The 19,426-nt window shown below is 59.6% G+C and carries 22 protein-coding genes; 6 read left to right on the top strand and 16 right to left on the bottom strand.

Going from position 1 to position 19,426, the window contains the following annotated elements; translation table 11 throughout:
* Nucleotides 1-148 precede the first annotated feature (148 nt).
* On the top strand, nucleotides 149-463 hold the full coding sequence (locus tag ACEWMW_RS11865) for a chorismate mutase (RefSeq protein ID WP_409414153.1): 315 nt from the start codon (nucleotides 149-151) through the stop codon (nucleotides 461-463).
* Here ACEWMW_RS11865 and ACEWMW_RS11860 read toward each other — a convergent pair.
* From ACEWMW_RS11860 to ACEWMW_RS11835, 6 genes are all read right to left on the bottom strand, one after another.
* Nucleotides 460-1,179: an RNA methyltransferase gene (locus tag ACEWMW_RS11860; protein WP_409414152.1), complete on the bottom strand. Its 720-nt coding sequence runs from the start codon at nucleotides 1,177-1,179 to the stop codon at nucleotides 460-462. The genes ACEWMW_RS11865 and ACEWMW_RS11860 overlap by 4 nt on opposite strands.
* A complete protein-coding gene (nrdR, locus tag ACEWMW_RS11855; RefSeq protein WP_409414151.1) occupies nucleotides 1,172-1,648 on the bottom strand; it encodes a transcriptional regulator NrdR in 477 nt (158 codons plus the stop codon). Before nrdR ends, ACEWMW_RS11860 begins: the two co-directional genes overlap by 8 nt.
* A gap of 14 nt (nucleotides 1,649-1,662) precedes the next feature.
* Entirely contained in the window at nucleotides 1,663-1,899 is a 237-nt protein-coding gene (locus tag ACEWMW_RS11850; protein ID WP_409414150.1) for a hypothetical protein, read from the bottom strand.
* A gap of 1 nt (nucleotide 1,900) precedes the next feature.
* A complete protein-coding gene (gene glyA / locus ACEWMW_RS11845; RefSeq protein WP_409414149.1) occupies nucleotides 1,901-3,205 on the bottom strand; it encodes a serine hydroxymethyltransferase in 1,305 nt (434 codons plus the stop codon).
* A gap of 8 nt (nucleotides 3,206-3,213) precedes the next feature.
* Nucleotides 3,214-3,651 carry a ribose 5-phosphate isomerase B gene (gene rpiB / locus ACEWMW_RS11840; protein WP_409414148.1) on the bottom strand — a complete coding sequence of 146 codons (438 nt, stop codon included), beginning with the start codon at nucleotides 3,649-3,651 and terminating at the stop codon, nucleotides 3,214-3,216.
* Between the two features lie 114 nt (nucleotides 3,652-3,765).
* Entirely contained in the window at nucleotides 3,766-4,383 is a 618-nt protein-coding gene (locus ACEWMW_RS11835) for a TetR/AcrR family transcriptional regulator (protein ID WP_409414147.1), read from the bottom strand.
* Nucleotides 4,384-4,591: 208 nt separating this feature from the next.
* Here ACEWMW_RS11835 and ACEWMW_RS11830 point away from each other — a divergent pair, with 208 nt between their 5' ends.
* Complete coding sequence (locus tag ACEWMW_RS11830; protein WP_409414146.1) at nucleotides 4,592-5,539, top strand: homocysteine S-methyltransferase family protein; 948 nt, start codon at nucleotides 4,592-4,594, stop codon at nucleotides 5,537-5,539.
* Nucleotides 5,540-5,580: 41 nt separating this feature from the next.
* On the opposite strand, the gene ACEWMW_RS11825 is transcribed toward ACEWMW_RS11830, so the two are convergent.
* The 5 genes from ACEWMW_RS11825 to ACEWMW_RS11805 all read right to left on the bottom strand — a co-directional run bounded on the left by ACEWMW_RS11825 (nucleotide 5,581) and on the right by ACEWMW_RS11805 (nucleotide 11,370).
* Nucleotides 5,581-6,228, bottom strand: a complete 648-nt coding sequence (locus tag ACEWMW_RS11825; protein ID WP_409414145.1) for an AAA family ATPase — start codon at nucleotides 6,226-6,228, stop codon at nucleotides 5,581-5,583.
* 105 nt (nucleotides 6,229-6,333) lie between these two features.
* Nucleotides 6,334-6,759 carry a nuclear transport factor 2 family protein gene (locus ACEWMW_RS11820; protein ID WP_409414144.1) on the bottom strand — a complete coding sequence of 142 codons (426 nt, stop codon included), beginning with the start codon at nucleotides 6,757-6,759 and terminating at the stop codon, nucleotides 6,334-6,336.
* 159 nt (nucleotides 6,760-6,918) lie between these two features.
* The gene (gene rpoD, locus ACEWMW_RS11815) at nucleotides 6,919-8,937 is read right to left on the bottom strand and encodes an RNA polymerase sigma factor RpoD (RefSeq protein ID WP_409414143.1); all 2,019 of its coding nucleotides are present in this window, start codon (nucleotides 8,935-8,937) and stop codon (nucleotides 6,919-6,921) included.
* Between the two features lie 9 nt (nucleotides 8,938-8,946).
* Nucleotides 8,947-10,833, bottom strand: coding sequence for a DNA primase (gene dnaG, locus ACEWMW_RS11810; RefSeq protein ID WP_409414142.1), 1,887 nt, complete (start codon nucleotides 10,831-10,833; stop codon nucleotides 8,947-8,949).
* Between the two features lie 72 nt (nucleotides 10,834-10,905).
* Nucleotides 10,906-11,370, bottom strand: a complete 465-nt coding sequence (locus ACEWMW_RS11805; protein WP_409414141.1) for a GatB/YqeY domain-containing protein — start codon at nucleotides 11,368-11,370, stop codon at nucleotides 10,906-10,908.
* Between the two features lie 168 nt (nucleotides 11,371-11,538).
* Between ACEWMW_RS11805 and carA the strand changes: the two genes are divergently transcribed.
* The 4 genes from carA (at nucleotide 11,539) to greA (ending at nucleotide 17,320) form a co-directional block, all read left to right on the top strand.
* Nucleotides 11,539-12,729, top strand: a complete 1,191-nt coding sequence (gene carA / locus ACEWMW_RS11800) for a glutamine-hydrolyzing carbamoyl-phosphate synthase small subunit (RefSeq protein ID WP_409414140.1) — start codon at nucleotides 11,539-11,541, stop codon at nucleotides 12,727-12,729.
* Nucleotides 12,726-13,418, top strand: a complete 693-nt coding sequence (locus ACEWMW_RS11795; RefSeq protein ID WP_409414139.1) for a hypothetical protein — start codon at nucleotides 12,726-12,728, stop codon at nucleotides 13,416-13,418. Before carA ends, ACEWMW_RS11795 begins: the two co-directional genes overlap by 4 nt.
* A 5-nt stretch (nucleotides 13,419-13,423) precedes the next feature.
* Entirely contained in the window at nucleotides 13,424-16,747 is a 3,324-nt protein-coding gene (gene carB / locus ACEWMW_RS11790) for a carbamoyl-phosphate synthase large subunit (RefSeq protein ID WP_409414138.1), read from the top strand.
* A gap of 105 nt (nucleotides 16,748-16,852) precedes the next feature.
* The gene (gene greA, locus ACEWMW_RS11785) at nucleotides 16,853-17,320 is read left to right on the top strand and encodes a transcription elongation factor GreA (protein WP_409414137.1); all 468 of its coding nucleotides are present in this window, start codon (nucleotides 16,853-16,855) and stop codon (nucleotides 17,318-17,320) included.
* Here greA and ACEWMW_RS11780 read toward each other — a convergent pair.
* From ACEWMW_RS11780 to ACEWMW_RS11760, 5 genes are all read right to left on the bottom strand, one after another.
* Nucleotides 17,313-17,786 (bottom strand): GNAT family N-acetyltransferase, encoded by a 474-nt coding sequence (locus ACEWMW_RS11780; protein WP_409414136.1) that lies wholly within the window; start codon nucleotides 17,784-17,786, stop codon nucleotides 17,313-17,315. The two genes, greA and ACEWMW_RS11780, sit on opposite strands and share 8 nt — an antisense overlap.
* A gap of 3 nt (nucleotides 17,787-17,789) precedes the next feature.
* Entirely contained in the window at nucleotides 17,790-18,017 is a 228-nt protein-coding gene (locus ACEWMW_RS11775) for a DUF4170 domain-containing protein (protein WP_409414135.1), read from the bottom strand.
* A gap of 115 nt (nucleotides 18,018-18,132) precedes the next feature.
* Nucleotides 18,133-18,615, bottom strand: a complete 483-nt coding sequence (locus ACEWMW_RS11770) for a hypothetical protein (RefSeq protein WP_409414134.1) — start codon at nucleotides 18,613-18,615, stop codon at nucleotides 18,133-18,135.
* 62 nt (nucleotides 18,616-18,677) lie between these two features.
* Entirely contained in the window at nucleotides 18,678-19,013 is a 336-nt protein-coding gene (locus ACEWMW_RS11765) for a hypothetical protein (protein ID WP_409414133.1), read from the bottom strand.
* The gene (locus tag ACEWMW_RS11760; protein ID WP_409414132.1) at nucleotides 19,010-19,426 is read right to left on the bottom strand and encodes a phage holin family protein; all 417 of its coding nucleotides are present in this window, start codon (nucleotides 19,424-19,426) and stop codon (nucleotides 19,010-19,012) included. The genes ACEWMW_RS11765 and ACEWMW_RS11760 overlap by 4 nt, the downstream gene beginning before the upstream one ends.

Genomic DNA, 19,426 nt, shown 5'->3' with positions numbered 1-19,426 from the left:
GCTGTCACATGCGGCCGCCGCTTCACCGGGATGCGGAGCCAATCTGCGTGCGCGCCTCTAGCAGGATTGCGCCCTAGGTCAACACATAGCGCGGCGAGGGCGCAAATACGCTCGACAATGCCGTGCAATCGGGGCAGGGGGCTGCGCCATGACTTCCGATCTATTGTTACCTGATCACTGCGAAACGATGAGCGATGTCCGCGAGGGTGTCGATGCGACTGACCGTGCCCTTCTTGAATTGCTTGACCGCCGTTTCGGCTACATGCGCGCAGCAGCGCGGATCAAGCAGGATCGCGATACGGTGCGCGATGAGGATCGAAAGGCACGAGTCATCGCTGCGGCTGTGGCAGGTGCGGAGACGAGGGGGCTTCCGAGCGAAGAAATTGCGCAAATCTGGGACCAACTCGTCGAAGCTTCAATCGCTTACGAGTTTGATGAATGGGATCGCCTGCGCAAGGATTAGTCGCGTGGTTTGCGGGCGAGGGCCGTAAGAACTCCGCGCAAGGTTCTCACTTCCAGATGATTCCATCCGGGCCGGGTAAGGATATTCCGGAGCGTCAGTCTCGTAGCTTCAGCGCGGGATTCGGGCAGGAAATAGCCTTTGGGTTCGAGCATCGTTTCGAAATGTGTGATTAAACCTTCAAGCTCTTCCTGCGGCGCAGGTGGCAGCGTTTCTTCTAGCGTCGGTTGCACCAGCCCATCGGTACGCTTTGACCATTCGTAGGCGCACAAGATCACCGCCTGGGCAAGGTTAAGCGAGCCGAAGTCGGGATTGATCGGAACGGTGAGGATCTCCCGCGCCAAGGCGACATCGGCGGTCTCGAGGCCCGAGGCTTCGCGGCCGAACAGGATTGCCGAGCGCCCCTTGCGCTTGGCCATCAGATCCGCAGCTTGTTGAGGGTTGACGACATCCTTGGTCACGCCCCGTTTGCGCACGGTAGTGGCAAAAATATGCTCGCAATCGGCCACCGCGTCCGCTGTGCTTGCGTATACCTTGGCGTGGTCGAGCACGATGTCCGCCCCCGAGGCGGCCGGACCGGCGGAGGGATTTGGCCACCCGTCGCGCGGCTCCACTAGTCGCATCTCGGTGAGCCCGAAGTTGAGCATCGCCCGCGCTGCCTTGCCGATATTTTCGCCCAGCTGAGGCCGGACCAGCACAACTATGGGCGCTTCAGACATCAGACCCCTGATCTTCGGCGACATCGCGCACGCTGCTCGCGAACTCCTCAAAATCCTTGGCCTCGGTAAAATCGCGGTAGACGCTGGCGAAGCGGATATAGGCGACGCTGTCGATCTGGCGCAGTCCGTCCATCACCATCTCGCCGATGCGGGACGATGCGACTTCGCTTTCTCCCGCGGTTTCGACCTGACGCTGGATGCCGGAGACGAGCTGGTCGATCCGCTCTTGCGGTACGTCACGCTTGCGGCATGCGAGCGTGACAGAATTCTCAAGCTTTGCGCGATCGAACGTCTCGCGCTTGTCGTCATTCTTGACGACCGTGACATCGCGCAATTGGACCCGCTCGAAGGTTGTAAAGCGCGCGCCGCAGCTGGCGCACTGGCGCCGCCGCCGGATCGAAGCATTATCTTCGGTCGGGCGTGAATCCTTTACCTGGCTGTCTTCATTCGCGCAGAACGGGCAACGCATGTCCTAATGCTCTGTCAGGGCCGAACGCGCTTGTAGAGCATGAATCCTGCGCCTGCGATCAGCCCAACCGGCCAAGTCACCACCGGCAGCACTGCGCCGGCAAGCGCGCCAACTGCAGCGCCGGTAAGGACCGGCTTGGTCGACGGATGATGCATGCCTTCCTTTGCCATGCCTTTGATCTCGGCAGTGGCGTCGGGGATCAGTTCGTGATCCTGATGCTTGGGTTCGTTCGGGTCGTTGTGTTCGCTCATTTTACATTCCCGGGTAGACTGGGAAAGCGGCGCACAGCTCGGACACCCGGCGGCGGACGCTTTCTTCTACCTGAGCATCGCCTTCCGGACCGTTCTTGGCAAGGCCTTCGACAACCTCGGCGATAAGCGCGCCAACCAAGGCAAATTCTTCGGTACCAAACCCACGCGTCGTGCCGGCCGGAGTCCCCAGTCGAACGCCGCTGGTCACAAAGGGCGAGCGCGTGTCGAACGGGATGCCGTTCTTGTTGCAGGTCAGCCAGGCGCGGTCGAGACCGGATTCGGCCGCTTTGCCCGTCACATCCTTGGCAGTGAGATCGACCAGCATCGAATGGTTGTCGGTGCCGCCGGAAACAATCCTCAGGCCATGCGCCTCCAGACTTTCGGCCAGAGCACGGGCATTGGCGACCACCGCTGCGGCATAGTCCTTGAATTCGGGCTTCAGCGCTTCGCCGAATGCCACTGCCTTTGCGGCGATGACGTGCATCAGCGGGCCGCCCTGCAGGCCGGGAAAAACCGCCATGTTGAACGGCTTGGTCAGTTCCTCGTCGTCCCACAGGATCACGCCGGAACGCGGGCCGCGCAGGCTCTTGTGCGTGGTCGTTGTAACGACATGCGCATGCGGAAAGGGAGAGGGGTGCGCTCCGCCTGCAACAAGCCCGGAGATATGGCTCATGTCGACCATCAGGTAGGCGCCGACTTCATCGGCAACCTTGCGGAAGGATTCCCAGTCCCACACGCGCGAATAGGCCGTACCGCCTGCGATGATCAGTTTCGGCTTGTGCTCTTTCGCGATCTTCATGACTTCGTCCATGTCGATGCGCTCGTCATCCTGGCGCACGCCATAGGCGACCGGATTGAACCACTTGCCGCTCATGTTGACCGGCGATCCGTGGGTAAGGTGGCCGCCTGAATTGAGATCGAGGCCCATGAAGGTGTCGCCGGGATTCAGAAGCGCCAGGAACACGGCCTGATTCATCTGCGAGCCCGAATTGGGCTGCACATTGGCAAACTTGCATCCGAACAATTGCTTGGCGCGGTCAATTGCCAGCGTTTCGACCACGTCGGCATAGTCACAACCGCCATAATAGCGCTTGCCCGGATAGCCCTCGGCATATTTGTTGGTGAATACGCTGCCCGTTGCTTCGAGCACGGCGCGCGAGGCGATATTCTCGCTCGCGATCAACTCGATCTTGTCCTGCTGGCGCGCCAGCTCCTCGCGAACCGCGCCGAAAATCTCCGGGTCGGCCTGCTCGAGAGTGTTGTTCCAGAAGCCCTCCATCGGGCGCGCAAGCGTGTCTGTGGTCATATCTGTACTCAGATGCTGGGGTTGGAGAGTTTGTCGACGCGGCGCTGGTGGCGATCTCCGCCGAACTCGGTTTCGAGAAATGCGGTGACGCAGGCCTTGGCCATTTCGACGCCGGTGAGTCGCGCGCCTATCGCGAGGCAGTTAGCGTCATTGTGTTCGCGTGAAAGGGCAGCTGAAAGCGGTTCGGAAACGAGCGCACAGCGAACAGCGGGATTGCGATTGACGCTCATCGAAATGCCGATGCCCGATCCGCATAACGCGATGCCGCGCTCGGTGGTCCCATCAGCCACCACAGCCGCCAGCTTGTAGCCGTAATCGGGATAATCGACGCTGTCTGTTGTATCGGGCCCGAGGTCGGCAACTTCGTGGCCTTCCTCTATCAGCCAGTCGCACAGCGTGGCTTTGAGGTCGATGGCGGCATGGTCAGAGGCTATGGCGATACGCATGCGGGCCACATAAAGCGAAGGTCAGCCGATTGCCAGCAGACCTTGGCGAAAATCACCGAACTTATGGCAAGAATTACGGGCTTGGAAATTTCCGCGGATCGCGAGGCAGATTCCCTAGCTGCTGGCCGGTGTGTAAAGAAGCTTGAGATAGGATCTCAGCAGCATGACCTGTTGAGCTGCTATTTGTGGCTCGCCAAGTCCGCGTGCCATGACTAGCCCACCTTCCGTGACCGCACTGACCATGTCGGCAAGCGCTTCGCGATTGACCTCGTCGTTCGGTGAGTACTTGCATTCGATGTTGGAAAGCATGGCTCCAAACCTTTCACGCCAGCCCAAAATGGCGCGGCGGTTGGCCGCGCGAACGCTTTTGTCAAAAAGCCTGTCCTGATAGGCGGCGGTCGCAACGATGCAGCCGGGATGCCCGCCGGGCATGTCCTCAATCAACTCCGCCAGAAGCTTGAGGCCGATTAGCATGACTTGCAGCGGATCATCGGCGAGCTCGCGCGCACGATCGAAGAGATCGTCGAACAGCGCGTCTTCCACTTCGATGTGGCGTACAATCAGCGCCTCGGCCAAAGCGTTCTTGTCAGGAAAGTGATAAAAGAACCCGCTCTTCGTGATGTCGGCATTGGCGACGATCTCTTCGATCGAAGTGCCATCGAATCCCTTTGCGAGGATCGATTGCTGCGCCACGTCCATGATTTTTGCGCGAGTTTGACTTCCGCGAGACATCGCTTCCTCCTGTCGGGCTCGACTAACATACTTACTGTACTGCTGGTATGGTTTTGCTGTCTCAGGATTGCTCGGGATGACGGAGGAATCCTCTAAATATCTCAATTCAAATTGAAAATAAGGAGGTGTGGGGCTGTACCGTCAGTCGGCTAGCGCAATCGGTCGCAACCGAAGATACTCACGGCATTACGCAAATCTAGAGGAATCCATGAGTACTTTTGACAAGTTGATGCACGCCAGCAGGCCATTCCTGACCGATGGCGGGTTCGAGACGTGGCTGTTCTTCCAGCAAGGCTTCGAAGCACCCGAATTCGCCGCGATCACGCTGATCGATGACTTGGAAGCGGAGGCGGCGATGCGGCGCTATTTCGGGGAGTTTCTCAAGCTGGCAGAGCAAGCCGTTAGCGGTTTTGTGCTGGATACCAACAGCTGGCGCGGCTGCGTTTCATGGGCGGAAAAGCTTGGCTTCGGCGAGCAGGAATTGCTCGATCTGAGCCGCAAGTCGGTGCGGTTTGCGCAATCGATCCGCGATGAATGGCAGGGCCGTGTCGACCCGATACTGGTGAACGGTGTGATCGGCCCTTGCGGCGATGGCTATTCTCCCTCGGATCTGCCGACCGCTGTTGAAGCGCAAGCGCTCCATGCGCCGCAAATCGGTGTGTTGGCCCAAGCGGGCGTCGACATGTTTTCGGCCATCACGATGACCAATGTTCCCGAAGCCGTCGGCATCGCGCGTGCCGCCAACGAGACAGGCAAGCCGGTCGTCATATCCTTCACGCTGGAAACCGATGGTACATTACCGACGGGCGTCACGTTGCGGGATGCGATCACGGCGGTGGACAGGGAGACAGGTTCGGCGCCCGCTTACTACATGATCAATTGCGCTCATCCCGATCACTTCCGCGATGTAGTTGCAAATGGGGAACCATGGACCGATCGTATCGGCGCGGTTCGGGCCAACGCCTCACGGTTGAGTCATGCCGAACTCGATAATGCGGAGGTGCTGGACGAGGGCGATCCGGGTGAGTTCGGAGAATTGCATGTCGAACTGGCAAGGCGGCTCACAAAACTTCGAGTCGTCGGTGGCTGCTGCGGCACGGATATGCGCCATGTCAGCTGCGTATCCAGGCACCTCCACGCGGCCATCGCTGCTTAGCAATCGGTGAGTCGCCGCAGTTTTTGCGGCCAGATCAGTCGCTAGCCCCTTAGCTGTTTCGCGGTCCACTTCCACAGGGCGCTCGCTTCACCAGCCGCTTTGCCCTCGGCGTCGACTTCTGCCGCAACTTCCCCTCTGGCAGAAGAGCGATGGAAATCGGCGCGTTCGCCGAAGGTCACCGGGCAGGTCTTGAGTCCGAGCGCCTTGGCGGCCTCAGTCGCCTCGGCGACCTGCTTGGTGGCGCCTGCAGGGACTGCATTGAGCACCACGTAAGCGGGCGTCTTGGTGAAATTCACCATTTCGGCGATGGCTTCGAGTGCGTGGAGATCGAAAGCGCGTGGGCGGCTCGGGATCAGGACGAGATCAGCGGCCTTGATTGCTTCGCGCATGGCGCTTTCGGCATGCGGCGGGGTGTCGATCACGACGAACTCGACGTCCTGCTTGTGTGCATTCTCGATTGTGCGAGCGAGACGGGCAGGGGGGCTGGTGACCACCACAGGGAGAAAATCCCCGCGCCAGTCACCCCACGCAGCGGCGGTCGCTTGGGGATCGGTATCCACGACACAGGAAGTTTTCTTGGCATGCGTTGCGGCTGCGGCAAGATGCAGTGCGAGCGTGGTCTTGCCCGATCCGCCTTTTTGGCTGACGATTGCGATTGTCTTGGGGGTCTTGGGGCTGGGGGCTGGCATGTGCGAGGCTCCTCGAATCAGAACAGGGGCCCCTCTCTCGAGAAGACCCCTGCCATGATGTTCGAGGTGAGTCTATCGACGGACAGTCTTTTCAAGAGACCATTGTCAGGCTTCCTCGCGAGCCTGCGCCATGGCCTTCTTCGTACCGGGATCCATCAACACCTTGTGGCGAGCGATCTTCCAGCTCCCATCATCGCGAACCAGTTCGTCGGTGATATCAGCCGTCGCTACAACGGTCGGCGCGTCATCGCCCTCGTAAACCAATAGCAAGGAATCCACGACCACCCGGTCGCCATCCTCTTCGAAGATATGGCTCGTTCCGACGTGACGCTTCAGACCAGGTTCGCCATCGAATATGTCTTTTAGATCGTTCCGAAACTGCGACGCATCGCCGGATGCCTGCATATCGCCCTCGATCACTCCGCCATCTGTGTAATAGTTGGCGTGGCCTTCGACATCTTTCTCATCCGCGGTCCGGTTAGCGGCTGCCAGCACTTCGAGAATTGCCAGTTTATCGGTGGCGTTCAGCATTCTGTGTTCTCCTTGAATTCGATTTTGCTTTTCATTTGAAAGGTTTCATCGAACCAACGAGAAGAATGAGCGCGGGTTCCGAGTGATTATTCGCCCCGCCGGACGCGAATTTCATGTCAGAGCACGAGGCGCACATCGAACGCGCTTTTTCTTCTTGGACTACTGATCCAGGAACGACCGCATCTTCCGCGAGCGGCTCGGGTGCTTCAGCTTGCGCAGCGCCTTCGCTTCGATCTGGCGGATACGTTCGCGCGTCACCGAGAATTGCTGGCCGACCTCTTCCAGCGTGTGATCGGTGTTCATCCCGATGCCGAAGCGCATACGCAGCACGCGTTCTTCACGCGGCGTCAGCGAAGCGAGCACGCGGGTGACCGTCTCCTTGAGGTTGGCCTGGATCGCGGCATCCACCGGGATCACCGCATTGGGATCCTGGATGAAATCGCCGAGATGCGAATCCTCCTCGTCGCCAATCGGCGTTTCGAGGCTGATCGGTTCCTTGGCGATCTTCATCACCCGGCGGACCTTTTCCAGCGGCATGGAGAGGCGCGCGGCCATCTCTTCCGGGGTCGGCTCGCGGCCTTCCTCGTGCAGGAACTGGCGGCTCGTGCGGACCAGCTTGTTGATCGTCTCGATCATATGCACCGGGATACGGATCGTGCGCGCCTGGTCAGCGATCGAGCGAGTGATCGCCTGCCGGATCCACCAAGTGGCGTAGGTCGAGAACTTGTAGCCGCGGCGATACTCGAACTTGTCGACCGCCTTCATCAGGCCGATGTTGCCTTCCTGGATCAGGTCGAGGAACTGCAGCCCGCGATTGGTGTATTTCTTGGCGATGGAAATCACGAGGCGCAGGTTGGCTTCGACCATTTCCTTCTTGGCGATGCGTGCTTCGCGTTCCGCCTTCTGCACCATGTTCACGATGCGGCGGAACTCATTGAGGCTCATGCCCGTCGCAGCAGCGATATCGGCGATTTCCATGCGAATCCGCTCGATCGCGTCGGCTTCCTTCTCGGCAAAGGCAGCCCATTTCTTGTCCTTCTTGACCCAGTCCTTGAGCCATGCGTCGTCGAGCTCGTTGCCGATATAGGCCTTGAGGAAGTCGACGCGCTTGACCTTGTGCCTTTCGGCAAGGCGAAGCATCTGGCCGCCAAGTGCGGTCAGGCGGCGGTTGAAGGCATAAAGGTTGTCGACCAGGAATTCGATCTTGGTGGCGTGAAACTGGACGCTTTCGACTTCGGCGGTGAGTTCTTCGCGCAGTTTTTCGTAGCGCTTTTCCTTCGCGGCCGGGAAATCGTCGCCACGGCCAAGTGTATCGACACGTTCGGCCTGCAGCTTTTCAAATTTCTTGAACAGCTGGGTGATGCGGGCAAAAGTATCGATCGCGTCCGGCTTCAGCGTGGCTTCCATTTGGGCAAGGCTGAGGGTGTTGTCCTCGTCTTCGTCCTCTTCCTTCTTGGCGGAAGTGCCTTCGCCGTCTTCGCCTCCTTCGCTTTCGCTATTATCATCATCGCTGTCGTCGTCATCGTCGTCGCGAATCGTGGGACCGGCGGTCTCTTCGCTGATCTCGCCCGAATCGTCTTCGTTCTCTTCCTCCATCTTGTCGACCGGAGGTTCCTTGGAAAGCATCGCGTCGAGATCGAGAATCTCGCGTAGCTGCATTTCTTCTGCGTTGAGGGCTTCGGACCACTGGATGATGGCGTGGAAGGTGATCGGGCTTTCGCACAGCCCCATGATCATCATATCGCGGCCGGCTTCGATCCGCTTGGCGATGGCAATCTCGCCTTCGCGGCTGAGCAGTTCAACTGCGCCCATTTCGCGCAGGTACATGCGAACCGGATCATCCGTCCGGTCGACCGTTTCCTTCTTCTTCGGAGCGACAGTTGCCGGGGCCTTGCCGTCCTTGCTCGGAGCGGGGGCGATTTCCTCGACCTCGTCTTCCTTGGCGGCTTCGGCCTCCTCGTCATTCTCGACGATCTGGACGCCCATGTCCGACAATGCCGACTGGATATCCTCGATCTGGTCGGAACTCATCTCGCCTTGCGGCAGCGCTTCGTTGAGCTCGTCATAGGTGACGTAGCCCTTCTTCTTCGCCTTGGTGATGAGCTTCTTGATCGAAGCTTCATTGAGATCGATCAACGGAGCGTCGTCGTTCTCGTTTGCCTTGGATTTGGTGGCCATAAACCCGGTTTAGTCCATCTGTTGTTCTTCCGCCTGCAATTCCGCTGGCGGGAGATCTGAATCACTGCTGGCTGCACGTGCAGCCCGATTGCTCGCCATTTGCCCTAGTCGCGCCTCGAATTCCAGCTTTAGCTTGAGCAGACGTTGCTGCTCGGCAAAAGCACCTTCAGGGTCTGTTTCGAACCGCGCAGTGGCTGCAGACAGGGCAGCTTCCAGCGCAGGCCTTTCGACCAGGAGCGATACGGCTTCAGCCAGGTCCTCACGAGCACAGTCCGGATCATATCCTTCCTGGAGGAAGGCGAAGCGGGTTTTATCCGGTGGCGCAGGTTGGCCGATGTCGCCCGATATGGGGAGAATGCCGTCGGGATCAAGCATTTCTGCAGCCTCGAGTGCAGAATCTATCGCGGGACCGAATTTGGGATCACTCGCGGCGTAGTGGGACAATGCTTCGGCATGGGCCAGCGCCACGTCCGGAAAGCGGAGTAAACCGGCGACGACCGCGCCTGCCAACTCGCCTCGCGCGCCGCCGGAAGAGGCTGAGCGAAGCCGTGCTGCAACTTCTGGCGATAGCTTGCCAGGGGCAGACTTCTTACCGCCTTGCCAGCCCTTACCGGAGAAGGCCGAGCGCTCGCGCGGCGGGTAAGCGAAAGCGGAGAAGCGATCGAGCAGGTCGCGGCGATAAAGAGAGCGGATATCCTGGTTCTCGATTGTATCGACATGCGCGAGCAGGCGCGCCTTCAGGCCTGCCTTGTCTTCGGGCGTTTCGAGGACCTGTGCATCGCGTTCGAACAGCCACAAGGTTTCAAGCAGGCTGGAGGATCGCTGGAGCAGGTCCGCCATGGCCGCTGGGCCTCGTTCATTGATCAGGTCGTCGGGGTCCATTCCCGCTGGCAGGCGCACGATTTGCAGGCTCTTCCCCGGGCGCAGCATGGGAAGCGCTCTGGTGATGGCGCGCATGGCGGCGCGCTGTCCGGCATTGTCGCCATCGAAGCAGAGGATGGGCGCATCGACCATCCGCCAAAGCAGCTCGATCTGCATCTCGGTCAGCGCGGTGCCGAGCGGCGCGACCGCGTCCTCGATCCCCGCATTCGCAAGCGCGATCACGTCCATATAGCCTTCGACCACGATCATCCGGTCGCTCTGGCGGCTGACCGGCCCGGCGCGGTGGAGGTTGTAGAGCGTGCGCCCCTTGTCGAAGAGCGGGGTGTCGGGCGAGTTTAGATACTTCGCAACGCCGTCTCGGCTTTCGAGTATGCGTCCCCCGAATGCGATCACCCGTCCACGCGTGTCCTGGATTGGCAGCATCAGCCGGTCACGGAACCGATCGTAGGGCGCCTTGTCGTCGACTGAGATCTGCATTCCCGATTCGACCAGCATCTGCTCGTCGAAATCCGAAAGCGCGCCCTTGAGCGCGACCTTGCTGTCCGGCGCATAGCCGAAGCCGAATTGCTCAACGATGCGCTTCTTGAAACCACGCGAGCGTAGGTAGTCGGCTGCATGCTGGCCGGCTTCACCATGCAGGTTCTGGACGAACCATTTCTGCGCCGCCTCGGTCACATCGACGAGGCTGGCGCGTCTTTCGGCCTGCTGGGCAGCAACCGGATCGGGGCGAGGGACGTCCATCCCGGCTTCCGCCGCCAGTTCCTTAACCGCGTCCATGAATTCGAGCCCGCGCTGGTCGGTCATCCAGCGGATCACATCGCCATGCGCGCCGCAGCCGAAGCAGTGGTAAAAGCCCTTTTCGTCGCTGACGGTAAAGCTCGGCGTCTTTTCGTTATGGAACGGGCAGCAGGCTTTCCATTCGCGCCCCGCGCGCTGGAGCTTGGTCGTGCGCATAATCACGCTCGAAAGCGTGACGCGCGCGCGCAGTTCATCAAGCCATTGGGGACTCAGCATGATGCGTTACTGCACACCATCTACGCGCGTGTCGAGCGAAGCGACAGCCCGTTCTGGTGACAGCCTTGTGGACTAGCCGAAACTTGCCTTCACCAGCCCGCTTGCCAGACCCATGTCGAGCTCGGCGCCATGGCGCTTTTTCAGTTCGCCCATCACGCGGCCCATGTCCTTGATCGATTCGGCACCGACATCGGCCTTGACCTGCTCGATCGCAGCCTTGGTAGCGGCTTCGTCCATCATCGCGGGAAGGAATTCCTCGATTACCGCCAGCTCGGCCTTCTCCTGATCGGCCAGCTCCTGCCGTCCGCCATCCTCGTACATCTGGATCGATTCGCGGCGCTGCTTGGCCATCTTCTGCAGTACTTCGGTGACCAGTTCATCGTCATTGTCAGGCGCCTTGCCCGTGCGCGCTTCGATATCGCGATCCTTGATCTTGGCGGAGATCAAGCGGAGCGCAGCGGTACGCTCCTTTTCACCGGCTTTCATGGCAGTGATGGTGGCGCTCTTGATATCGTCGCGTAGGCTGGCTTCGGGCATGGTCCGGTCCTCGAAATGGGTCTGGGAAATGGAATGTTGTGGGCGAGATAGGGATTGTCGCGGAAATAGTCGACATATCCACTGGATGCGTGTTGACGCAGCACCCGCGTATGCTTAGCGGGTGGGTCTTAGCGACATTGCCGGAAACCCCTTATTCGGAGAGCCCCCATGGCCCTATCCGCCAAAGCCCCTGCGCAGCCTGACGGCGCGACGGGAGTCCTTGTTCTGGCGGATGGTTCGGTGATCTGGGGGCGCGGTTTCGGGGCGAGCGGTGATGCGGTGGGGGAAGTCTGCTTCAACACCGCGATGACCGGATATCAGGAAGTGATGACCGATCCGAGCTACGCGGCGCAGATCGTCACTTTTACCTTTCCGCATATCGGCAATGTCGGCGCGAACCCCGAAGACATCGAGTCCAACGTCGAGGGAGCGCTCGGCTGCGTGGTGCGCGAAGACGTCACCGCGCCGAGCAACTTTCGCAGCGCACAAGGCTTCACCGAGTGGATGGCGGCCAATGGCAAGATCGGCATCTCGGGCGTCGATACGCGCGCGTTGACACGGCGGATCAGGCTGAGCGGCGCGCCCAATGCGGTGATCGCGCATGATCCCAAGGGCAAGTTCGATCTCAAGTCGTTGCAGGCCCGCGCGCAGGAATGGGCCGGGCTCGAAGGGATGGACCTCGCGCAGCGTGTGACGCGCGAAGCGCTGGAGGATTGGGCCGGCGCAGACTGGGCGCTGGGCGAAGGCTACCGCACGCTAGGAACGGGGGGCTCGGGAGACCGCCCGCATGTCGTCGCGATCGATTACGGCGCGAAGGACAATATCTTCCGCAACCTCGTGGCGGCGGGCGCCAAGGTGACAGTTGTCCCGGCGAAGACATCGCTCGATGACGTGCTGGCGCTGAAGCCGGACGGCGTGTTCCTCTCCAACGGGCCGGGCGATCCGGCGGCGACGGGCGAGTATGCGGTGCCGGTGATCAAGGGCCTGCTCGACAAGGATATCCCACTGTTCGGCATCTGCCTCGGTCACCAGATGCTCGCGCTCGCGGCAGGGGCCAAGACTACCAAGATGCACCAGGGCCACCGCGGCGCGAACCATCCGGTTCAGCGCGTAGGAGCAGGGTGGGGCGACACCACCGGTCTGGTCGAGATCACCAGTATGAACCACGGCTTCGCGGTCGATGGCGACACACTGCCCGATGGCGTCGAGCAGACGCATGTCTCGTTGTTCGATGGCTCCAATTGCGGCATCGCGATCAAGGGCAAACGCGCCTTTGGTGTGCAGTATCACCCCGAGGCTTCACCCGGCCCGCAGGACAGCTTCTACCTGTTCGAGAAATTCGTGGGGATGCTGGGGTGAATGATCCTAGCATCGACGAGATAGGTAGAACCTTCATCTATCACGTACTTGCCAAGTTGACGTTGCCAAATGACTTCGTCGAAAGCGAATCCCTAGTTTCTCGTCTCGAGGGCTCAGTTCAAGGTGCACTTGAGAGTGCAGCGGGGGCGTCGATTCTGGATAGTCGCAGACTGGCTGAAGACTTGTTTCACGAATTTGTCTCGCACGATGTCTTTAGCATCAAGAAGATTCCATTCGCCCAGACCGTGTACAAGTTCAAAGCTCAAGCGTACAATGACTTGCGTGGGGCAGTTCTCGCGAAGAATGAAATCTACGCCGATTCCCAGCAAATCCCGAAGTATTACGAGTCTGTCTTTGAAGGATATAAGCGCACACAAACTGGCGAGCGCTCCGATCCCTATTCTCAAGCAGAACTACGGGAGGTTAGTTGGACTGATGTTGATGAACGCATCGATGACGCTGGTAAGGCCACAATAAGAGCCAAGATTATTGAGCTGGCGACTGCGATTCAGCAGTCTGAATTGACGGATCGAGAGAAACAAAATCTCCTAGCAAGAACCCGAGCCGTCCAGCAGCTTCTGGATGCGCCTGATCCGTCTTGGCGTGAGATTGTCGAGATTCTCAACAACAAGTACCTATGCGCATTTCTAAATACTATCGCAATTATTCAATTAATAACAATGGCTTGATTTAGATGCCCAAACGCACTGACATCTCCTCCATCCTCGTCATTGGCGCTGGCCCGATCATTATCGGCCAGGCCTGCGAGTTCGACTATTCCGGCACGCAGGCGATCAAGGCGCTGAAGGAGGAGGGCTACCGGGTGATCCTGGTCAACTCCAACCCGGCCACGATTATGACCGATCCCGAGTTCGCCGACGCCACCTATGTCGAGCCGATCACCCCAGAGATCGTCGCCAAGATCATCGAGAAGGAGCGGCCCGACGCAGTCCTGCCGACGATGGGCGGGCAGACCGCGCTCAACTGCGCGCTCTCGCTCAACAAGATGGGTGTGCTTGAGAAATACGGCGTCCAGATGATCGGCGCCGATGCCAAGGCGATCGACAAGGCGGAAGACCGCCAGCTGTTCCGCGACGCAATGGACAAGATCGGCCTCGAAAGCGCGCGCAGCGGGATCGCCCATTCGGTCGACGATGCGCTCAAGGTGCTGGAAACGACGGGCCTGCCGTCAATTATTCGTCCCAGCTTCACGCTGGGCGGCACCGGCGGCGGGATTGCCTATAACAAGGCCGAGTTCGAGCGGATCGTGCGCGAAGGGCTCGATGCCTCACCCACCACCGAAGTGCTGATCGAGGAATCGCTGCTCGGTTGGAAAGAATACGAGATGGAAGTCGTTCGCGACAAGAACGACAATTGTATCATCATCTGCTCGATCGAGAATGTCGATCCGATGGGCGTGCATACGGGGGATTCTATCACCGTTGCGCCGGCGCTGACGCTGACCGACAAGGAATACCAGATCATGCGCACCGCCTCAATCGAGGTGCTGCGCGAGATCGGCGTCGAGACCGGCGGATCGAATGTGCAGTTCGCGGTCAATCCGGAAGACGGCCGCCTGATCGTGATCGAGATGAACCCGCGCGTCTCGCGCTCTTCCGCGCTGGCTTCCAAGGCCACGGGGTTCCCCATTGCCCGTGTCGCGGCGAAGCTGGCGGTGGGCTACACGCTCGACGAGATCACCAACGAGATCACCGGCGCTACCCCGGCCAGTTTCGAACCGACAATCGACTACGTCGTCACTAAAATCCCGCGCTTTGCGTTTGAGAAGTTCAAAGGGGCGAAGAACGAACTCGCCACCGCGATGAAGTCGGTCGGGGAAGTGATGGCGATTGGCCGCAATTTCCAGGAAAGTTGCCAGAAGGCTTTGCGCGGTCTCGAAACGGGGCTGGACGGGTTCAACCGGATGCCCGAGCTCGAAGGCGTCTCGCGCGATGTCCTGACCGCTTCGCTTTCGCAGCGCACACCCGACAGGTTGCTCAAGGTCGGGCAGGCCTTTCGAGAAGGCATGACGGTGGAGGAAATCCACGCGATAACCAGCTACGATCCGTGGTTCCTGCGCCAGATCGAAGCGATCATCTACGAAGAGCAGATGATCAGCCACAATGGCCTTCCTGGCACAGCGCAGGAAATGCGGCGGCTCAAATCGATGGGCTTTTCCGACAAGCGGCTGGCGACATTGGCCGTGCGCTCGGTGGGCGTCGCGGGCGGTCTTGCCGAAACGCAGGCGCGCCGTTCGGGCCTGCTGCACGATGCCTTGCGCGCGATGGCCGGAGCGACAAGCGAGCAGGAAGTGCGCGATCTCCGCGAGAAGCTGGGGGTCCATCCGGTTTACAAACGGATCGACAGCTGCGCCGCCGAGTTCGAAGCAATCACGCCCTACATGTATTCGACCTACGAAGCGCCAAGCTTCGGCGACCCCGAGAACGAGGCCGATCCGTCCGACCGCAAGAAGATCGTGATCCTGGGCGGCGGGCCAAACCGAATCGGGCAGGGGATCGAGTTCGACTATTGCTGTGTCCATGCCTGCTTCGCGCTCGCGGAAGCGGGTTTCGAAACAATCATGGTCAACTGCAATCCGGAGACGGTTTCCACCGATTACGACACTTCGGACCGGCTCTATTTCGAGCCGCTGACCGAGGAAGACGTGCTCGAGATCCTGCGAGTTGAGCAGTCGAAGGGCGAACTGGTCGGCGTCATTGTCCAATTCGGCGGGCAGACGCCGCTCAAGCTGGCACAGGCGCTGGAAGACAACGGCATTCCAATCCTCGGCACTTCGCCCGATGCGATCGATCTCGCGGAAGACCGCGAACGCTTCGCGAAACTGGTAAACAGACTGGGCCTCAAACAACCCGCCAACGGGATCGCGCGTAGCCGCGACGAAGCCGCCGCCGTGGCCAAATCGATCGGCTATCCGGTTCTGCTGCGCCCGTCCTACGTCCTTGGGGGCAGGGCGATGGAAATCGTCGACAGCGAAGCGCAGCTCGATGACTACATCAACACCGCGGTGAATGTCTCGGGCGATAGCCCGGTGCTGGTCGACCAGTACCTGCGCGATGCGATCGAATGCGATGTCGACGTGATCTGCGATGGTGATGAAGTTCGCGTCGCGGGCGTAATGCAACATATCGAGGAAGCGGGCGTCCATTCTGGTGACAGCGCCTGCACCATCCCGCCGTATAGTCTCCCGGACGAAATCGTCTCTGAAATGGAACGGCAAGCAGAAGCACTCGCGACCAATCTCGGCGTTTTGGGACTGATGAACGTCCAGTTCGCTGTGAAAGACGGCGAGGTTTACCTGATCGAGGTCAACCCGCGTGCCAGCCGCACCGTGCCCTTTGTTGCCAAGGCGATCGGTCAGCCCGTTGCCAAGATTGCAAGCCGCGTGATGGCGGGAGAGAAACTGGCCAATTTCGAGCCGTTCCGGCGCGAACTGCCCTATATGGCTGTGAAAGAAGCGGTGTTCCCGTTCAATCGCTTCCCCGGCTCTGATCCGGTGTTGACACCGGAAATGAAATCAACCGGCGAAGTCATGGGAATTGATCAGGATTTCCCGCGCGCTTTCCTCAAGTCGCAGATGGGCGCCGGCTCCATCCTTCCGCGTTCGGGCACGCTCTTCGTTTCGGTAAAATCGGGCGACAAGGAACAGATTGTGTCTGCCGTCCGCGACCTGATCGAGCAAGGGTTCAAGGTCATCGCCACGGGCGGAACGCAGAAGTACCTTTCGGAGCAGGGTCTCGAGGTTCAGCGCGTGAACAAGGTTGCCGAAGGACGACCGCATATCGTCGACAAGATCGTCGATGGCGAGGTGGATCTGGTCTTCAATACCACTGAGGGTTGGCAGTCACTTATCGACTCGAAATCGATCCGCGCTTCGGCGCTGGAACAGAAGATCCCCTACTACACCACGGCGGCGGCATCGCTCGCCGCGGCGCACTCGATCAGGGCAGTTGCGCCAGAGACGCTTGAAGTCCGACCACTACAAGACTATTATAGCTGAAACTTTCACCTCCTTTCCCGACATTCGAACCGTTGATCAGCCGCTGAGAGGCGCGGCAGGGCTTCGAATTGTCGTGAAACGGACGACAGACACGAGGTTGGATTGATGGATAAGGTTCCGATGCTGGCGGAAGGCTATGAGCGGCTTACGACCGAACTCAAGGCCCTGCGCGCCGAGCGGCCGAAGATCGTTGAAGCCATCGAAGAGGCGCGCGCGCATGGCGACCTGTCCGAGAATGCCGAATATCATGCGGCCAAGGAACGCCAGGGCCAGGTCGAGGCCATGATCGGCGACATCGAAAGCAAGGTCAGCCGCGCGCAGATCATCGATCCCAAGACGTTATCGGGCGACAAGATCGTCTTCGGCGCAACGATCACGCTGCTCGATGACCACGACAAGCCGGTCAAGTACCAGATCGTGGGTGAGACCGAAGCCGATGCCGGCAGTGGGCGTATTTCTTATAACTCGCCACTCGCGCGTGCCCTGATCGGCAAGAGCAAGGGCGACGAGATCGAAGTCACTGTCCCTTCGGGCGACAAGTTCTACCTTGTCGACAAGATCCAGTTCATCTGATCCGTTTTTCCATCGCGAAGTTGTGAATTGCAACGCCGTTGATCTCAAGATCGCGGCGGTGCAGTTCCACATATCCGGCGCGGGCGAATACCGGCCGGGCGAGTTCGCTTGCCTCGGTGAATAGCCGTTTGATACCCCGCTGTCGGGCGAGGTTCTCGGCCGCCTCTATCAGCCGCGTTCCCAAACCATGTCCGGCATGATTTGGATGACAATAAAGATGATCGAAATGACCGTCGGGCTCGATCAGCGCATAGGCGACCGGTTCCCCGCTATCTTCGCTTGCCAAGAGTACGCTCGCGCCCGCTTCGATTCGTGGTCCGATGCGAAAGAGTTGCGCGCGGCCAGCCCATGCTTCGACCTGTTCCGGAGCATAACCGCGCAGCCCCAGCGTGCGAACTGACGCGAGCATGACGGCTTCGACCGCCGCTTCCTCGCCGACCTGCATGGGGCGGACCGAGTAAGACATGAGCTATGCTTCGGGAGTGAGCAGTCGGTGCAGGTGGACGATCACATATTTCATTTCAGCATCGTCGACCGTGCGCTGGGCGTTGGCACGCCACGCTTCTTCCGCCGCTTCATAGGAGCTGAAAACGCCAGCAACGTGGATGCTTTCCGGGTCCTGGAACTCGGTCGAGCGCGGATCTGTGACGCGTCCACCCATCACAAGGTGCAGCAGCTGTTTTGAAGTTTCTTCCATGAGGGATGGTCCTGAATGATCTCTTGGGGAGAAGGGGAGAATTGTTCGCGCCCATAATGAATTGAGCGCTGCATGGAAACCCATGAGCGCTCATTTCACCGGTCGCGAAGTGGACCTAGTGGGTGACGCGGTCCTTGAGGTTCCGAACGGTGCGTCCGGTCTTGCGCGACATGCGCTTGCTGATGGTTCGTGCACCGTCCGCAGCGCTACCAGCGCGGTAGCCGATCTCGCGTTTTGCTGCACGGGCCGCGGCGCCCAGATCGTCACCGAGATCTTCCAGCTTGTCCTGACCGACGCGCGCTGCTTCGCCCGCCTTGGCCATGCCAGCCAATGCCTGGGTCGCTCCGATTTCCGCAAAGGTTGCCAGCATAATACCCGCTCGCTTCCCGAGAAGGCGACCCTTTGGAGTCATGGCACCAATGATCAAACCGAGTGCCACACCGCCTGTCACAGTTGCGACAGGATGTTGCTTGGCGAAGGTCTTCACGTTCTCGCTCGTTTCGCGAGCAATCTCGAGCAACTGGTTGCGCTCTTCATGGCGCTTCTCGCCTGCCGCAATGCGTTCTTTCAGTTCTTCGCGTTTCTCTTCGGTCGTCATTTTATGTTCCGTCTGGAAAGGGATTGGCCGTTCGGGTGCCCAATTTGGTTTTGGATCAGTGGTTAAACGTCTGGCTCCTGCGCCAGTTCCTCGCCTTCATCCGGCAAGTCGTCGTCCAACCCTTCCTCATCTTCGAACAGCGACATTATCGGGTTGTGCGCAAACCATAATACAACTGCCGCCAGAAGCGTCGCGAGAACACCGCGATTGTTGTCCGCTACCTCTACCGCTTCTTCAAAGACATCTTGTGCGCCCTCGCTGACTCGGTCGGTCATTCGCTGGGCGAGAGACTTGCCCGAGAATGTATTCTTCAACTGGGCGAGGTCTGCTTTGACCAAAGCCCTTGCTGCGTCGCGGATAGCGCGATCTTCGCGCAATCGGGCCCCGGAGCTACTCACTTTTCAACCTCGTCGAACGCATCTGCGGCTTCCTCTATCCGGCGCTTGGCGACCATTACAAAGATCACCGCGACTACAAGCAGTACAGCAGCAACGGCCAGTGTCGCCCCGACGGGAGTTAGCAGCGGACTCAGTGCAATCACGGCTCCCACGACCAAAGCGATCAGGGCGAGGTGCAGGAATCCCAATGCGAGCAGGCCAAGGAACGCGGCATTGCGTCCCTTACCGAAAGCAAAGGAAAGACGCGATTTCTGGAATGCGAGCTCTGCCTCGGCGTAAGTCTTCCCGTCCTCGACAAGACTTTCGATGTCATCGAAAAGCGATGGCTGCACGGGTTCTTCGTCCAGCTCATCGCTTCTATGTGCATCCAAATGCTTGTCCTGCCGCTGTTCGGGCAGGTCGCTTCCCAGCAT

Origin of the sequence: Litorerythrobacter xanthomarinus, assembly GCF_046254955.1 — a bacterium.
GTDB lineage: Bacteria > Pseudomonadota > Alphaproteobacteria > Sphingomonadales > Sphingomonadaceae > Qipengyuania_C.
This window is presented reverse-complemented; position numbering and strand designations above follow the sequence as displayed.

Bases quoted from the DNA above. Each gene is read 5' to 3' on its own strand.
- ACEWMW_RS11865 (WP_409414153.1), top strand. From the start codon at position 149: ATGACTTCCGATCTATTGTTACCTGATCACTGCGAAACGATGAGCGAT.
- ACEWMW_RS11780 (WP_409414136.1), bottom strand. From the start codon at position 17,786: ATGTCTTACTCGGTCCGCCCCATGCAGGTCGGCGAGGAAGCGGCGGTC.
- ACEWMW_RS11830 (WP_409414146.1), top strand. From the start codon at position 4,592: ATGAGTACTTTTGACAAGTTGATGCACGCCAGCAGGCCATTCCTGACC.
- rpoD (WP_409414143.1), bottom strand. From the start codon at position 8,937: ATGGCCACCAAATCCAAGGCAAACGAGAACGACGACGCTCCGTTGATC.
- greA (WP_409414137.1), top strand. From the start codon at position 16,853: ATGGATAAGGTTCCGATGCTGGCGGAAGGCTATGAGCGGCTTACGACC.
- ACEWMW_RS11820 (WP_409414144.1), bottom strand. From the start codon at position 6,759: ATGCTGAACGCCACCGATAAACTGGCAATTCTCGAAGTGCTGGCAGCC.
- ACEWMW_RS11860 (WP_409414152.1), bottom strand. From the start codon at position 1,179: ATGTCTGAAGCGCCCATAGTTGTGCTGGTCCGGCCTCAGCTGGGCGAA.
- ACEWMW_RS11835 (WP_409414147.1), bottom strand. From the start codon at position 4,383: ATGTCTCGCGGAAGTCAAACTCGCGCAAAAATCATGGACGTGGCGCAG.
- ACEWMW_RS11760 (WP_409414132.1), bottom strand. From the start codon at position 19,426: ATGCTGGGAAGCGACCTGCCCGAACAGCGGCAGGACAAGCATTTGGAT.
- carB (WP_409414138.1), top strand. From the start codon at position 13,424: ATGCCCAAACGCACTGACATCTCCTCCATCCTCGTCATTGGCGCTGGC.
- glyA (WP_409414149.1), bottom strand. From the start codon at position 3,205: ATGACCACAGACACGCTTGCGCGCCCGATGGAGGGCTTCTGGAACAAC.
- ACEWMW_RS11805 (WP_409414141.1), bottom strand. From the start codon at position 11,370: ATGCCCGAAGCCAGCCTACGCGACGATATCAAGAGCGCCACCATCACT.
- nrdR (WP_409414151.1), bottom strand. From the start codon at position 1,648: ATGCGTTGCCCGTTCTGCGCGAATGAAGACAGCCAGGTAAAGGATTCA.
- rpiB (WP_409414148.1), bottom strand. From the start codon at position 3,651: ATGCGTATCGCCATAGCCTCTGACCATGCCGCCATCGACCTCAAAGCC.
- ACEWMW_RS11770 (WP_409414134.1), bottom strand. From the start codon at position 18,615: ATGACGACCGAAGAGAAACGCGAAGAACTGAAAGAACGCATTGCGGCA.
- ACEWMW_RS11850 (WP_409414150.1), bottom strand. From the start codon at position 1,899: ATGAGCGAACACAACGACCCGAACGAACCCAAGCATCAGGATCACGAA.
- carA (WP_409414140.1), top strand. From the start codon at position 11,539: ATGGCCCTATCCGCCAAAGCCCCTGCGCAGCCTGACGGCGCGACGGGA.
- ACEWMW_RS11775 (WP_409414135.1), bottom strand. From the start codon at position 18,017: ATGGAAGAAACTTCAAAACAGCTGCTGCACCTTGTGATGGGTGGACGC.
- ACEWMW_RS11825 (WP_409414145.1), bottom strand. From the start codon at position 6,228: ATGCCAGCCCCCAGCCCCAAGACCCCCAAGACAATCGCAATCGTCAGC.
- dnaG (WP_409414142.1), bottom strand. From the start codon at position 10,833: ATGCTGAGTCCCCAATGGCTTGATGAACTGCGCGCGCGCGTCACGCTT.